Below are 15,076 nucleotides of genomic sequence, written 5' to 3' on the forward strand. Positions count from 1 at the left end.
CATTTAAATGCCCTTTTTATGTGTTTAAACCTGAGTTTAATTAAAGCTCTGTAGCGGCTTTCATGTTGCTAACAAACGCTTTTAGTTGTGCTGTCATTGCATCTAAATCATCAAGATTGGCTTCAATAATCTTTACCACCGCAGAGCCTGAAATGGCACCGGCTGCTCCTGCATTTAATGCTGATTTCACATCGTCTGGCGTTGAAATACCAAAGCCTAGTAGAGCAGGGGCTGCATGATACTCTTTTAATTTATTTACAATATTACCAGCGGGCATTTGTGCTTTGGTATCAGTACCTGTTACGCCTGCACGTGAAAGCAAATAAGTATAACCGCGTCCATATGAAGCACACTGGCGAAGAGTGTCGTCATCTGCATTAGGTGTTGCAATAAATATTGGGTCAACCCCATTGTCCATTGCAGCCTTTCTAAACATTTTAGACTCATGCAAAGGAACATCCGCTACCAAAATAGAGTCTACCCCTACGGCTTTTGCATCTTTGTAAAACGCTTCTAAGCCACGTTTAAACACTAAGTTTGAATATAATAATAAACCAATTGGAATATCTGCATTGTATTCGCGAATTTCTTTAATGATGTCAAAGCAATCTTGGGTGTTAATATTCACATCAAGCGCACGAATATTAGCGGCTTGGATAACAGGGCCATCGGCTATTGGATCTGAAAAGGGAATACCCAGCTCTAGTCCGTCAGCACCACCATCAATTAAGCTTTTAATGATAGCAATGCTCTGCTCTTTTCCTGGGTCGCCAATAGTCACAAAGGGAACAAACGCACCTTGATTTTTCTCATTAAGTGCAGTAAACATAGCGCCATAACGGTCCGTCTTAACTTGGCTCATAGCTGGCCTCCTTCAGATAATACTTTGTGTACATGTGCTAAATCTTTATCGCCACGGCCACTTAAATTAATTACGATTACACTGTCTTGCGTCTGCTCTTCTGCATATTTTAGCGCGTAGGCTAAAGCATGGCTTGACTCCAGAGCGGGAATAATACCTTCGTTTTTAGCTAATGACTGAAATGCGTCAAGTGCCTCAGTGTCACTGATACCTACATATTGTGCACGGCCAGTTTCATGTAAAAATGCATGCTGTGGGCCTACCGCTGGGTAATCTAGACCCGCTGATACAGAGTATGATTCTTCAATTTGGCCATCATCGTTTTGCATAATGTAAGTGTATGTACCGTGTAGTATACCTTTAGTACCCTTACAAATAGTGGCGCCGTGTTCGTGGGTATCTAAGCCTTTACCTGCTGGCTCAACACCAATTAGCTTTACGCTAGGCTCGTCAATAAAATCGGTAAACATACCAATAGCATTTGACCCACCACCCACGCAAGCTATAACGGCGTCTGGTAAGCGACCTTCAGCTTCAAGCACTTGTTGCTTGGCTTCTTCACCAATTACTTTTTGGTATTCGCGAACAATTGTTGGGAATGGGTGAGGGCCCGCCGCAGTTCCTAGTAAGTAGTGTGCTTCTTGGTAGTTAGCTGACCAGTCACGTAGCGCTTCGTTTACGGCATCTTTTAATGTGCCAGAACCCGCTGTAACAGGAATAACTTCTGCGCCCATTAATTTCATTCTAAATACATTAGGTTGTTGGCGTTCAACGTCTTTCGCGCCCATGTATATACGGCATTTTAAACCTAAAAGTGCGCATGCTAAAGCAGTAGCAACACCATGCTGACCTGCGCCGGTTTCAGCAATTACTTCTTTTTTACCCATACGTTTTGTTAATAACGCTTGGCCAAGCACCTGGTTTGTTTTGTGTGCACCACCATGAAGTAGATCTTCACGCTTTAAGTAAAGTTTAACCTTTGGGTTTTTAACTAAATTACGCGTTAAAGTAAGAGGCGTAGGGCGACCCGCATACTCGTTTAATAATTTGCTGAGTTCTGCCTGAAACTCAGGATCTTTTTGCGCTTTGTTAAATTCGTTTTCTAACTGCTTAAGTGCAGGGACAAGTAACTCGGGTACAAACATACCGCCAAACTCGCCAAAATAAGCTGGATTTTGCATTTTAACCTCAATAATTTCTGATACTTGTAAAAGCATGATGTAATTTGTTTTGGCACTTTTTGCCCGGAGCGTCTTCAACCCCAGAATTTAAGTCAAGGCCTAAGGCACCTTGATAAAGCGCATCTTTAATATTGTCTGGATTTAAGCCACCAGCTAGCATAAACGGTGTTGTTGCATCGCGAAGAAGCGACCAATCAAATACTTTTCCTGTTCCACCAGCTTGTTTATCACTGTGAGTGTCGTACAAGTGCCGGTCAACGCCATTTACAGGAGTAGGTAGCGCATCTTTAATTGCTTGTGCTTTCCAAATTTCGCAATTGCTAGGTAATTGTGTACGCAACGCTTTAATGTAATCGTCACTTTCTTGGCCATGTAATTGAACTGCCGCTAATTTTAACACACTTGCGGCGTGAGCAACTTTCTCTGTTGACTCATTAACAAAAACACCCACAAACTTGAGGGGGGCTGATTGCGTTATGGCTTGGGCGCAATCTAAATCAACACAACGTGGAGATTTAGGATGAAAAATTAAACCGCCATATACAGCACCAGCATTATATGCAGCTTGCGCATCTTGGCTGCGAGTAAGTCCACATACTTTATTTTCACCAAAAATAACCCGGCGACATGCTTGTTCTAAATCAGCTTCGGCCATCAGTGAGCTACCAATTAAAAAGCCATCGCACAGCGGTGCTAAGCGTTTAACGTCTTGATGGGTATAGATACCTGACTCAGAAATAACGATTTTATCTTCAGGTATTAATTTACGTAGTTTTTCAGTGGTAGCTAAATCGGTACTCAAGTCACGTAAATCACGGTTATTAATACCAATAATTTTAGCATTTAGGTCAAGTGCTCGGTGTACTTCTTCTTCGTTACTTACCTCGGTTAGCACCGCCATATTAAGTGAATCAGCGACCTTATGCAGTGTTGTGTATTCTTCATCATTAAGTACCGAAAGCATAAGTAAGATAGCATCGCCACCATAAATACGGGCCATATAAACCTGATACTCATCTATGAAAAAGTCTTTACAAATAAGTGGCTGATCAACTTGGCTACGAACAAACTCTAGGTAGTCAAAGCTACCTTGAAAGTATTTAGTATCGGTGAGTACGCTCATGCAGCTTGCATATTTTTTGTAAGCTGCAGTGATTTCAGTTAAATCAAAAGGTTCTCTTATTAATCCCTTAGAAGGGGACGCTTTTTTACATTCTAAAATAAATTGCGTACCGGGTGCCGCTAATGCTTTATAAAAATCACGGCTGGTTGGCACCGCTTGATCTTTAAAACTTTCAAGCGGACGAGCGGCTTTTCGTTCAATTAATTCTTGCTTTTTATCAGCAACAATTTTGTCTAATACATTAGCCATGACTTACCTCAATAATTGCATTTAATGTGTCCATGGCTTTGCCTGAACTTAAAAGTGAGTGTACTTGTTGTGCGCCATCTTTAAGTGAATCGGCTTTACCTGTTAGGTATAAAAGAGCAGCAACATTTACCACAATAGCGGCGTTGTGCGCATCAGTGCCTTTGCCTTGTAAAATAGCAACGCTTGCATCAGCGTTATATTGTGGGCCTTCACCTGCCAGTTGTTCAAGTGAATAGTTTGCAAGGCCGAAGTCGCTTGGGTTGAGCGTGTACTGGCTTATTTCACCATTGTTTAATTCAACAACATGCGTAGGCCCATGAAGGGCAATTTCGTCAGTGCCAGAACCGTGTACGATCATTGCGCGTTGTGTGCCTAATGTTTTAAGCGTTTGCGCCATAGGCATACATAGGGACTCGTCGTAAACGCCTAATAATTGCACATCAGGTGCCGCAGGGTTAGCAAGGGGGCCTAGAATATTAAAAATAGTTCGTGTTTTAAGTGCAGTACGCACACCCATCGCATGGCGCACACCGCTGTGATAATGAGGTGCAAACAAAAATGTAAAGTGTGTTTGCTCAAGGCATTTTGCTGCTTGATCTGGGCTCATATCTATATTAATACCAAGCGCTTTGAGTAAGTCGGCAGAGCCTGAGTTACTCGACACACTGCGGTTGCCATGTTTTACCATGTTAATACCCGCTGCAGCTGCGACAATAGCGGCAGTGGTGCTGATATTAATAGTATTTGACCCATCGCCACCGGTGCCACAACTATCTGCAAGTTGTGAGCACGTAGTATTAAAAGCCACTGCGTTTTCACGCATAGATGCCGCAGCTCCCGCTATTTCATCACTCACTTCCCCTTTCATTTTAAGACTAATAAGCAAAGCTGTTAGCTCAATATCGCTCATGTTACCTTGCATAATTTCATTAAATAGCGCTTTTGATTGGCTATAACTGAGTGATTGCTTAATCGTAAGTTGCTCAATTGCGTGTTGAACATTAAGTACGTTGGTTAAATGTGTACTCATAACGTCCTCTTAATTATTATTTGTTAGGTAAGCAACACTTTGTTGCAGCAACATAGCCCCGTTGGGCGTTAGTATTGATTCAGGGTGAAACTGATAACCCAGAGCACCGTCATCATGGTGATAAATAGCCATAGGAATATCTTGGTATTGTGCTATTACCTCTATGCTATCAGGTACTTGCGTAGCCATTAATGAGTGGTAACGTGCCACCGGCATTGTCTCGCCCATATTTTCAAACACAGGGTGTGTGCTTAGATCAATAATTGATGACTTACCATGTACGGTTTCACCCGCATGTCCGATTACTCCGCCATAACTTTGTGTTAACGCTTGTTGACCTAAACAAATACCCAGCATAGGAAAGTGGCCCTTACATAGCGCAATAAGATCCATGAGGCAACCAGCATCGCTTGGTGTGCCTGGGCCTGGAGAAAGTACAAGTAATACTTGGCCTTGCTCTTGGCGCATTTTATTAAAAATAGTATCGGCGCTTATGTTATTTCTATACACAACAAGCTCACCACCGAGCATAGTTAGTTCGTCTACCAAGTTGTAACTAAACGAGTCAAAGTTATCTAAAAAGTAAATTTTGATTGGCTGTGATGCACCCATGTTATACCGCCTCGAAAGTTGATTTTATGGCGGTTATAACCGCTTGAGCTTTAGCACGTGTCTCGTTAGCTTCAGATTGTGGGTCTGAGTCAAATACAACCCCGGCACCGGCTTGCACATAAGCCATGTTGTTTTTAACAAAGGCAGAGCGAATAACAATACAACTGTCCATTGCGCCGTCACCGGTTAAATAACCTACTGCGCCACCGTAACTGCCACGTCGTTTTCCTTCTGTTTGGCGAACTAATTCTGCAGCGCGAACTTTAGGTGCGCCTACTAAGGTACCCATGTTCATGCATGCTTGGTAAGCGTGAAGTGCATCAAGTTCTGGTTTTAACGTACCAACAACACGTGAAACTAAATGCATAACTTGCGAATAACGGTCTACTTTTAATAGCTCTTTGGCATGACGTGTACCTGAAACACTAATTCGTGCTACATCGTTACGGGCTAAGTCAACAAGCATTAGGTGTTCTGCACGTTCTTTTTGATCGTTTCTAAGTTCAAGCTCAATACGGCTATCTAAATCGGGGTTTATTTGCCCATTAGCAAATTTACCACGAGGGCGCGTTCCTGCAATTGGGTATACTTCTACCTGTTGATTATTGATATCGTATTTAAGGGCTGATTCGGGTGATGCGCCAAATAAAGCAAAGTCCTCATCGCGCATGTAAAACATATAAGGGCTTGGGTTTTGTTGTTTTAATTGGCTATACGCATGTAAAGCATTAGGGCAAGGCAGTGAGAAAGTACGAGAAGGAACAACCTGAAAAATATCACCGTCTACAATGTTCTTTTTAAGTTTTACAACCTGTTCGCAATAGGTGCTGTCGCTTATGTCTACGCTCACCTCACATTCGCCTTTGTTTAATGGGGCGCTGTATTGGGCTGCGTTATCGCAAAGGCTATTTAACTGCTCTAGCTGTTTGCCTACTTCAAAGCAGTTTGCGTGTACGTCTGGGCCGTTAAATACGTTACCGATAAGTTCGGTGGTCTGTTTTTGGTGGTCTATTACAACTAATGTTTCAGCTAAATAAAATACATAATCAGGACAGCTGTTCTCGCCATCGGGAACGTCACTTAACTGTTCAAAGTTTGCAACCATGTCGTAGGCAAATACACCACCTAAAAATAGAGAAAATGGATTGTCGGTGGTGCTTTTGATTGAGTTAATACAAGTTCGTAGGGCACTAAATGCATTATCGGCTACTAGTTTACTGGCTTCATCAATTTCGTTACTTGTACTCAAGTAATTTAGGGTTAGGGTTGTATCGTTTAATTCTACATTGCAGTTTTTAACATGAGCTTGTAAGTAACTTAACAGCTGGTGGCCATTATTTGACTGGGCTGTAATCGTGACTGTTTTGCCTTGGCAAACAATGCGCAATGCGCAATCGACTAAAATTAAACTTTTTACACTGTCTTTAGAATCAATTTCAGCCGATTCAAGTAGCAGTGAGTTAGGTTTATCAAGTGCCGCGTACAGCGCAAGTGGACTACTGATGTAGTCGCGGGTTTGCGTAATACTCGTTACTTCACCCGGCGTAGTTGTTATATGACTAAAAATCAAACCTCATTCCCTCAAAAAAATTAAACCCCGCAATGCTGTGCAATGCGGGGTTTGAATAACGATATCTAAATTACAAACAGATCATTACCGTCCCGCTATACCAGGCGCCACCACCAATGATGTGTAAGAGTAATACCGTTATTCATGTTTTCTGCCTCAAATTTATTATGTATTTATTAAAATTTAGTTATAAAAAAACCCGCATGTTTGCGGGTTTTGAAATTTTGTCAGACACGACAATTCATCACCCGATAATTACGAGTGCCACCACCAAATTGTGTTTAGGTTTGAATTGTTCATTGTTTTTAATTCTTTATGTGTCTTAAAGTGGCTACAGTAAAACGTATCTAGTGCTTTTGTGTCAAGTGTTTATTTAAAACAATTTAATGAAAAAACTTGTTATACTTGCATAAATACCTTCAAACCTTAATTTTAAGCAGTTTTCTTTTGATAAAATATGATTTACATAGCCACACAACACATTCAGACGGACATTTAACGGTTGAAGAATTATTAAACCGTGCAGTAGATAAAAATATTGATGTGTTTGCTATTACCGATCATGACACTGTGGCAGCTATTAAACCGGCTCAATCATTTATTCAGTCAGAGAATCTTCCGCTGTCATTAATTACAGGCACAGAAATATCGACAAAGTGGGAAAGCTTTGAGATCCACATTGTCGGGTTAAACATAAATATTGATAACGAAGAGCTCGATGCCTTATTAACTGCACAGCAGCAAAAGCGAGAGGAACGGGCAACACAAATAGGCTTTCGCCTTGAAAAAAATGGCTTTGAAGGCATTTACGACCAAGCTAAAGAACTTGCTGTAAATGGACAAATTACACGTGCCCATTTTGCACGTGCATTAATGCAGCGTGGAGTCGCTAAAAATTTCCCTGGAATATTTAAAAAGTATTTAGGGCGAGGTAAAACGGGGTACGTACCAAGCTGTTGGTGTGATATGCAAACCGCTATTAAAGCAATACATGCAGCAGGAGGGGTTGCAGTGCTTGCCCATCCAAGTAGTTACAGAATGTCTAATAAGTGGTTGCGTAGACTGTTAGTTGAATTTAAAAATGCAGGGGGAGATGCAATGGAAGTAGCGCAACCTCAGCAAGCACCTAGTGAACGTCAATTTTTAGGTGAACTCAGCCGAGAGTACGAATTATTATGTTCACAAGGCTCAGATTTTCATTTTCCGACAAGCTATTTAGAGCTTGGTAAAAATTTATACTTACCTAAAGATTGCCAAGGTGTTTGGCAAGTTTGGGAAGGACAAGAAGGGGCATTAACATGAGTCAATTATTTCATATTCATCCAGATAACCCACAAGCAAGGTTAATAACTCAAGCTGTTGATATAATAAAACAAGGTGGTGTTGTTGTTTACCCTACCGACTCTGGCTATGCAATTGGCTGTAATATTGGTAATAAGCAAGCCAAAGAACGTATAGAGCGTATTCGTGGCATTGATAAAAACGACAATTTTACACTTGTATGTCGTGATTTATCAGAGTTATCTACTTATGCACGCGTTGATAATCAATTATTCCGACTGATTAAAAATAATACGCCGGGACCTTATACCTTTATTTTTAAAGGCACAAAGGAAGTACCTAAGCGTTTATTAAACGATAAGAAAAAAACGATTGGCATACGTGTTATTGAGCACCCAATAGCATGTGCACTGTTAGCCGAGTTGGGCGAGCCGCTAATGTCATGTTCGCTTATCTTACCCGGACAAGAATTTACAGAGTCGGACCCAGACGAGATTTTAGATAGGCTTGATAAGCATGTAGATCTAATTATTCACGGTGGATACTTACCAGAGCAGGCAACAACCGTTATTGATTTGTCCGAGGACGATGTAAAAATACTGCGTGTTGGCTGTGGTGATGTGAGCCCGTTTGAGTAATTAAACGTGGCTTCAACGACTAAACTTCCACCAGTAATTGATGAGCCAGTGCAGCAAAATCTGCCACTGGCTTTTTTGCATGGAAAGGCCGTTGTTGATAAACCTGAAGACTTATATATTCCACCCGACGCACTTGAAGTTATTTTAGAAACCTTTGAGGGGCCGCTTGATTTACTTCTTTATTTAATAAAAAAACATAAGCTTGACGTACTTGAGCTTTCAATATTTAGTATTACAGAACAATATGTTAGCTATGTTGAAATGATGAGCGAATTTCAATTAGAGCTAGCTGGTGAGTATTTAGTCATGGCGGCATTGTTAGCGCAAATAAAATCACGGCTGCTTCTTCCTGTTCACGAAGAGCTCGAAGAAGAGGAAGACCCTCGTGCTGAACTAATTAAACGCCTACAAGAATACGAGCAGTTTAAAAAAGCAGCTGAAAATTTGGATGATATTCCTCGTGTTGGTCGTGATATTTTCGTTGCCCATGCGGTAATGACCATTAACGACGATACAAGCAAAAACCTACCCGAATTAGAACTCAAAGATTTAATGCTTGCCTTAAGTGAAGTTATGGCGAGAGCTAAAACCTTTGAGCATCATCAAATAACAGCAGAAGTGTTATCAACCCGCGAGCGCATGAGCCAAATATTACAACAGCTTTCCAAAGCAAAGAGTGCAATTGTGTTTAACGAACTGTTTAAAGCATCAGAAGGGCGCAGCGGGGTTGTCGTAAGCTTTATAGCTATACTTGAGCTTATCAAGGAAGGGCTTATTACTTGCCTGCAAGTTAATGAAGAGAGCTTAATATACGTAAGCCTCACTGAATAGCCGCTTCGAGTAAAACTGAAACACTCTCTTTAACCACTAAACTCCCCTATGTAAACCATTTATGTGCATATACGCACACAAGCTGTTTGCACATGCTATTTTACTGTGCACTTCTTTTCTATATCTTGTCGTTATCAAAACACAGGATATTAATTATGTTTAAAAACACACCACTCTCATATGGGGTCGTTGCCATTATATTGCATTGGTTGATGGCGTTTACCGTTATTGGCTTATTTGGTTTGGGTTTATACATGGTTGAACTTACCTACTATGACAGTTGGTACAAAGGTTCTCTTGATTTACATAAAAGCATTGGAATTACGCTTGCAGCTATTTTGATTTTTAGAATTTTATGGCGTGTTTTTTCTAAACAGCCAAAACCGCTAGGTACAAATACTAAAGTCAATCAACTAGCACATACTGCCCACATAGCTATGTACATTTTATTAGCTGTGATTGTGGTAGCTGGTTATTTGATCTCAACTGCAGATGGAAGGCCCATTGAAGTTTTTACCCTGTTTAATGTGTCTGCTCTCGACTTTGTTTTTGATGATCAAGCTGATATAGCAGGAAAAGTTCATTACTACGGTGCATGTATATTAATTGGTTTTGTTGTTTTACATGCATTGGGTGCACTAAAGCACCATTTTATAGATAAAGATAAAACTTTAACAAGAATGATTACCCCATTGAAGGAAGATTAATATGAACAAACTATTACTAAATACGGCTGTATCGGCGGCTCTCGTTTTATCAGCATCGGCTGTAAATGCTGCTGAATATGTTATTGATACAAAAGGGGCACATGCTTTTGTGAACTTTAAAATAAAACATTTGGGTTACAGCTGGCTACATGGACGTTTTAATACGTTTGACGGTGAATTCAATTATGATGCAGAAAAACCTAATGCTTCACAAATAATGGTAAATATAGATACAACCAGTCTTGACTCTAACCATGCAGAGCGAGATAAGCACTTACGTGGTAAAGATTTTTTAAATGTTGATAAATACCCAACGGCTACATTTAAAAGTACTAAAATTACTTTTAACAACGATGATTCAGGCAAAGTAACTGGTGATTTTACATTACATGGTGTGACAAAAAGTATTACCTTTGAAATAGATAAAATAGGTGAGGGTCAAGACCCGTGGGGTGGTTACCGTGTTGGATTTGAAGGCGAAACAAGCCTTAAATTAAGTGACTATGGCATTAACTATAATTTAGGACCTGCGTCGACGCATGTTGATATTGGGTTATTTATTGAAGGTATTCGTAAATAAGCAGGGTTGTAATTATACAACTAACTTTGAAAGCGCCACATTACGTGGCGTTTTTTTTGCTTAGTTCATTCTTGTTTTTAGCAATGGCTTTAAATGCTCGGGCAACCACTTTGATAAGGCATTTATGTATCCATCAGTTTGTTTGATTACTTTAAGGTGTTTGTTTAGCAAAGCAATATTTTTAATCCCTTGCTCGGTTTTAGTGCAACCTATAAAACCATAACTTAACGCAGGTGCTTCAGTTAATGGTCTTTGGGTTAAGTTATCTTGAAAGTTCATAGATTTAGCTAAATAAAAATGTTCACTTGGGTAGCCAAGTAAAATATCAATGCGTTTTAAGTTAAGCATATAGGTAAGACTAGCTAAGCTATCTCGGGTAGGGCGAATAACAATGTCAACATCGGGCGTTGAATTAATTATACTATCGATAGCTTCCCCATAAGAGCGACTCAAAGACACGCCTAATGTTAGCTTTTTCTCTTGTAGTAAATCATACAAAGACACCTCAGCGTCGTTTTTAAGCGATAGCGCATTTGCTAGCTTTTTATGTAGTGCAACAGAGGGAGATAAACCAACAGTAGAGCTTTCTTGTGTAAATACCATTTGTTGCTTTCTGTTTTCGTTTTTATAAAGAGAAAGTACGCACGCGTCATTTGTTTTATCAGAAAGGGTTTGAATTAGCTTACTTGCAGGCACCACAACACGATTGAATTTGATATGAGGTAGTTGGTCTTCGAGTAATTTTATGATTGTTTCGTCGCGGCCTTGGCCCTGATACTTACCATTTAATATATAGTAAGGTGCAAAATCGTTGGTTAACCAGTTAATTGTTTGAGCATGACAAACTGAAGTTAGAGAGCAACAAAATAAAAGAGTGAAAAGTACACGTAACATTGCAGTAACCAACGAATGTAATTGGATTATTGTTTTAACACTTAAGTATTAAAAAGTAAAATGCCAACAACAAGGCTGGCATAATATTACGTGTTATCGCGCATGGGATTGCGATATAGCTTTGCTTAGCTAACTTTTAGCCACTTAACAAATTGACGCGCATCGCTAGCTTTTTGAAACAATGCGTTTTTTAAACCTTGTGTATCACTAAAGATAACACGATGTTTATTAACTGAAATTGATTGCACAGGATGTGCTATTTGGATCATAGATCCGTTATATTTATAAGACATAATAAAACTCACTTTATTCTTGTAATTTATTCTGCGCTATTTTTTATAGCAGGTTGCAGTCAATAAATTAACGATGTTGTGTTTAGCTTCATTACAGTGTTGACGATCTTTATGACACTTTTACGATGATTGTAAAATTCATCTCGGTATTATTTAAGGGGTACTCGCCGTACAATAACTTAGCTTTCAAATATACGTTGTGCGGGGCTTACTGGATCAGGGTAAATAGGTTAACCGCAGTGGTTTCTTAAAACCAGAGAGGGAATGTAACCTAAATAAATTATGCTCGCAAGTTATTTGTATAGTTTTTGTAGTGTAGACTTTATCAACTGGGTTAAATACTTTGTTTTTACACCAAAAGGGAATCGTATGCATTACATAATAGTAAGTGATATTTACGGAAAAACACCGGCTTTACATGACTTTTGTAAAACATTAAACACTCAGTTCACCCTTGTTGAACCTTACAGTGGGAAAGAGCAAGCTATTGAAAGTGAAGAGCATAACTATAAAAATTTTATAAAAGCATGTGGCCACAACGTGTATACGGCAATGCTGCATAAACAATTTGATAGACTCACAGAGCCAACAATTTGCATTGCCTTTAGTGCAGGGGCTAGTGCCGCATGGCGAGCCCAGTTATTAACAAGCAATCCACATCTTAAAAAAGTGGTTGGTTTTTATCCATCACAAATACGAAACTACTTAGATTTAGACGCAAGTGTACTCTGTGAGTTTATTTTTCCTTACCATGAGGTGCACTTTGATGTGACTGCTGTTATTAATGAGCTTAATAAAAAACAAAACGTAATTTGCAAACCAACAGATTATTGTCATGGATTTATGAATAAGCGTTCTTTAAATTATAATGAACAGGCTTATCAATACTTTTGTAACTATTTAACTTCAAATGATTTTTAGCATCTTGGTATTAAAAGCCTAACTTTAAAATCAATACAGCTCAAAGTGTGTTTATTAATTTTTTAGTCACGTTTGGAAAGTCAGTGCGGTTTTTATACTCTGCATATAAAGAAGTAAAAATACTACTACGTGAGAGTTTATCAAGGTCTTTAATAAATGCTTTAGCACTTGAACGCGCTGTTCTACAGCATAGTTGATAGGCCTTTATTATTTCAGCAAGGGTTTGGCCTTGCTGGTGGAGTGCTAAATCGGCTTCAACAAAAAATACAGCGCCTGTCCAATACACACGTTGCTGTGCACCTTGATTCCACATATCAGCAGAAAGCTCACTTAAAGGCTGCGACTTTGTTTTGCTTTGTAGTCTACCTCTACTAAACCCAGCATTTAATCGTTGAACAAATTGCGCTTGGGTTATTACACCGCTGTCTCGCATAATTACGTTTTGCATATAACTAGCAAACCCTTCACTTAACCAAAAAGCAGAGTAGGGGAAAAGCGGCAAATATAAATGCGATAGCTCGTGATATAGGGTCCAGTCTTTAGTAAATGCATTTAAACTTGCATATCTATCAATATGAAGTTCAACCCCATCGGGATTGCTTCGCTTTACCGTTGCCCATGGTACTGGCTCAAATGCAAAATATTGCGGCTTCAAATAAATAGGCAAGGTAGTTTGCTTTAAAGGCCCAAGCGTATTTTCAGTTTTTTTTACACTCTGATCAATCCAGGTAGAGACAACTTGCTGGCCACTTTTAGACAGCGAGTCTAGCTCGTGTATGTCAACCTCAAGAGCGCAGATGTTTAAAGAGTATAAAAATAGCAACGTCCACAATAATTTCATTAAAACCCCTCTATATTTAAAAACTAATACGAACCGTACACGCTATAAGACCATCCTTTTAACTACATAAGCACATCGTATTTGTTATTTTTTAAACTGATACCAACTATAAAAAGGCAATTAAAGACACGCCTTAATTAACATGGTTTAATCGAGCATATACATTGATTTATAGGCTTTAATGATGCAATACCAACATATAAAAATGCCAGAGCAAGGGCAACATATAACGGTAGATGAGCAAGGGAAGTGGGTTATTCCTTCAGAGCCTGTTATTGCCTATATTAATGGAGATGGAGTTGGGCAAGATGTTATGCCCGTTATGAGAAATATTGTAGATTGCGCTATCAAACACTGTTACAAAAACAAGCGAAAAATACATTGGATGCAAGTGTTTAATGGTGAGCAAGCAGCCAAGCTTTACGATGGTGATTGGTTTCCACAAGAAACAATACAAGCAGTAAGAGCCTGTAAAATAGCAATAAAAGGGCCATTAACTACGCCTTTGGGTGGAGGGTTCCGCTCTTTAAATGTTGCTTTACGCCAAGAAATGGATTTATTTGTAAATATGCGCACTATCAAAGGGTTTAGTGCTTTGCCTTCTCCTTTAAAAAATCCTTTTTTAACCAACATTACGGTTCTTCGTGATAGCAGCGAAGATGTATATTCAGGTATTGAGTGGCAAGCAGGCAGCATTGAAAGTGAAAAAATGCTCGACTTTTTATGTGAAGAAATGGGGGTAACACGCCTTAGGTTTTCACAAGATTGCGGCATAGGTATAAAAAATATATCCAAAGAAGGCTCTGAGCGATTAACACGTTTCGCTCTTAATTTTGCCCTTAATAACAATCGAGATTCTCTCACTTTTGTTCATAAAGGCAATGTGCTTAAGTTTACTGATGGTGCATTTAAACGTTGGGGCTTTGCACTCGCCAAAAAGGAATTTAATGCTATTGAACACGAAAATGGCCGCTGGCTTAAAATTGAGCGTGCTGGGCAGGCGCCTCTAATAATTAAAGAAGTCATTGCCGATAACATGCTGCAACAATGTTTAATGAACCCTGAGCAGTTTGATGTAGTGGCAACTACGAATCAAAATGGGGACTTTTTAGCCGATATGCTCAGCGCTCAAGTGGGTGGTGTGGGCATTATGCCTGCTGCAAACTTGAATAATGATGTGGCTTTTTTTGAACCTACTCATGGTACATTTGAGCGAATTGCAGGGCAAAACAAAGCGAATCCAAGCAGCAGTATTTTGAGCGCAGTACTCATGCTTAAATTTATGAAATGGGATGAGGCGGCATTAACTATTGAGAATGCTCTAGAAAACACATTAGCAAGTGGGTATGTTACTTTTGATTTAACCCAGCAAGGCATTGATACTTCAAAAACTCATAACTCGACAACCTTAAGCTGCACAGACTTTGCAGATAAAGTTATCGAGCACTTTTAAACACATTCAT

The 15,076-nt window shown here is 39.5% G+C and carries 16 protein-coding genes; 7 read left to right on the plus strand and 9 right to left on the minus strand.

The annotated features are described in order from the left end of the window. Positions 1 to 40 precede the first annotated feature (40 nt). Genes trpA through MTP24_RS07065 form a run of 6 tightly spaced genes read right to left on the minus strand, consistent with a single transcriptional unit; the run spans position 41 to position 6,627 of the window. On the minus strand, positions 41 to 862 hold the full coding sequence (gene trpA / locus MTP24_RS07040; RefSeq protein ID WP_243533412.1) for a tryptophan synthase subunit alpha: 822 nt from the start codon (positions 860 to 862) through the stop codon (positions 41 to 43). Continuing rightward, positions 859 to 2,043, minus strand: a complete 1,185-nt coding sequence (gene trpB, locus MTP24_RS07045) for a tryptophan synthase subunit beta (RefSeq protein ID WP_006792214.1) — start codon at positions 2,041 to 2,043, stop codon at positions 859 to 861. Before trpB ends, trpA begins: the two co-directional genes overlap by 4 nt. 7 nt (positions 2,044 to 2,050) lie before the next feature. Then, positions 2,051 to 3,415, minus strand: coding sequence for a bifunctional indole-3-glycerol-phosphate synthase TrpC/phosphoribosylanthranilate isomerase TrpF (gene trpCF, locus MTP24_RS07050; RefSeq protein ID WP_243533414.1), 1,365 nt, complete (start codon positions 3,413 to 3,415; stop codon positions 2,051 to 2,053). Further along, positions 3,408 to 4,445 carry an anthranilate phosphoribosyltransferase gene (trpD, locus tag MTP24_RS07055; protein WP_243533416.1) on the minus strand — a complete coding sequence of 346 codons (1,038 nt, stop codon included), beginning with the start codon at positions 4,443 to 4,445 and terminating at the stop codon, positions 3,408 to 3,410. Before trpD ends, trpCF begins: the two co-directional genes overlap by 8 nt. 9 nt (positions 4,446 to 4,454) lie before the next feature. Beyond that, a complete protein-coding gene (locus tag MTP24_RS07060; RefSeq protein ID WP_010557514.1) occupies positions 4,455 to 5,057 on the minus strand; it encodes an aminodeoxychorismate/anthranilate synthase component II in 603 nt (200 codons plus the stop codon). A gap of 1 nt (position 5,058) precedes the next feature. Continuing rightward, positions 5,059 to 6,627, minus strand: coding sequence for an anthranilate synthase component 1 (locus MTP24_RS07065; protein ID WP_243533418.1), 1,569 nt, complete (start codon positions 6,625 to 6,627; stop codon positions 5,059 to 5,061). A gap of 447 nt (positions 6,628 to 7,074) precedes the next feature. Between MTP24_RS07065 and MTP24_RS07070 the strand changes: the two genes are divergently transcribed. The 5 genes from MTP24_RS07070 to MTP24_RS07090 all read left to right on the plus strand — a co-directional run bounded on the left by MTP24_RS07070 (position 7,075) and on the right by MTP24_RS07090 (position 10,664). Further along, the gene (locus MTP24_RS07070) at positions 7,075 to 7,929 is read left to right on the plus strand and encodes a PHP domain-containing protein (RefSeq protein WP_138740002.1); all 855 of its coding nucleotides are present in this window, start codon (positions 7,075 to 7,077) and stop codon (positions 7,927 to 7,929) included. Then, positions 7,926 to 8,546, plus strand: coding sequence for an L-threonylcarbamoyladenylate synthase (locus tag MTP24_RS07075; RefSeq protein WP_006792208.1), 621 nt, complete (start codon positions 7,926 to 7,928; stop codon positions 8,544 to 8,546). Before MTP24_RS07070 ends, MTP24_RS07075 begins: the two co-directional genes overlap by 4 nt. A gap of 6 nt (positions 8,547 to 8,552) precedes the next feature. Next, on the plus strand, positions 8,553 to 9,377 hold the full coding sequence (locus MTP24_RS07080; RefSeq protein WP_243533420.1) for a ScpA family protein: 825 nt from the start codon (positions 8,553 to 8,555) through the stop codon (positions 9,375 to 9,377). Positions 9,378 to 9,532: 155 nt separating this feature from the next. Continuing rightward, positions 9,533 to 10,084: a cytochrome b gene (locus MTP24_RS07085; RefSeq protein WP_203986919.1), complete on the plus strand. Its 552-nt coding sequence runs from the start codon at positions 9,533 to 9,535 to the stop codon at positions 10,082 to 10,084. Position 10,085: 1 nt separating this feature from the next. After that, positions 10,086 to 10,664 (plus strand): YceI family protein, encoded by a 579-nt coding sequence (locus MTP24_RS07090; RefSeq protein ID WP_203986922.1) that lies wholly within the window; start codon positions 10,086 to 10,088, stop codon positions 10,662 to 10,664. Between the two features lie 60 nt (positions 10,665 to 10,724). On the opposite strand, the gene MTP24_RS07095 is transcribed toward MTP24_RS07090, so the two are convergent. Then, a complete protein-coding gene (locus tag MTP24_RS07095) occupies positions 10,725 to 11,558 on the minus strand; it encodes a transporter substrate-binding domain-containing protein (protein WP_243533422.1) in 834 nt (277 codons plus the stop codon). Between the two features lie 125 nt (positions 11,559 to 11,683). Continuing rightward, the gene (locus MTP24_RS07100) at positions 11,684 to 11,851 is read right to left on the minus strand and encodes a hypothetical protein (protein WP_008131463.1); all 168 of its coding nucleotides are present in this window, start codon (positions 11,849 to 11,851) and stop codon (positions 11,684 to 11,686) included. A gap of 369 nt (positions 11,852 to 12,220) precedes the next feature. Between MTP24_RS07100 and MTP24_RS07105 the strand changes: the two genes are divergently transcribed. Continuing rightward, a complete protein-coding gene (locus MTP24_RS07105; protein ID WP_243533424.1) occupies positions 12,221 to 12,772 on the plus strand; it encodes a hypothetical protein in 552 nt (183 codons plus the stop codon). A 40-nt stretch (positions 12,773 to 12,812) separates the two neighbouring features. Here MTP24_RS07105 and MTP24_RS07110 read toward each other — a convergent pair whose 3' ends face one another. Then, positions 12,813 to 13,613 carry a hypothetical protein gene (locus MTP24_RS07110; RefSeq protein ID WP_203986929.1) on the minus strand — a complete coding sequence of 267 codons (801 nt, stop codon included), beginning with the start codon at positions 13,611 to 13,613 and terminating at the stop codon, positions 12,813 to 12,815. Between the two features lie 184 nt (positions 13,614 to 13,797). On the opposite strand from MTP24_RS07110, the gene icd reads away from it, so the two are divergent. After that, a complete protein-coding gene (gene icd, locus MTP24_RS07115) occupies positions 13,798 to 15,066 on the plus strand; it encodes an NADP-dependent isocitrate dehydrogenase (RefSeq protein WP_243533688.1) in 1,269 nt (422 codons plus the stop codon). The last annotated feature ends 10 nt before the right edge of the window (positions 15,067 to 15,076 follow it).

Source organism: Pseudoalteromonas sp. APM04 (assembly GCF_022809815.1).
GTDB lineage: Bacteria > Pseudomonadota > Gammaproteobacteria > Enterobacterales > Alteromonadaceae > Pseudoalteromonas > Pseudoalteromonas marina.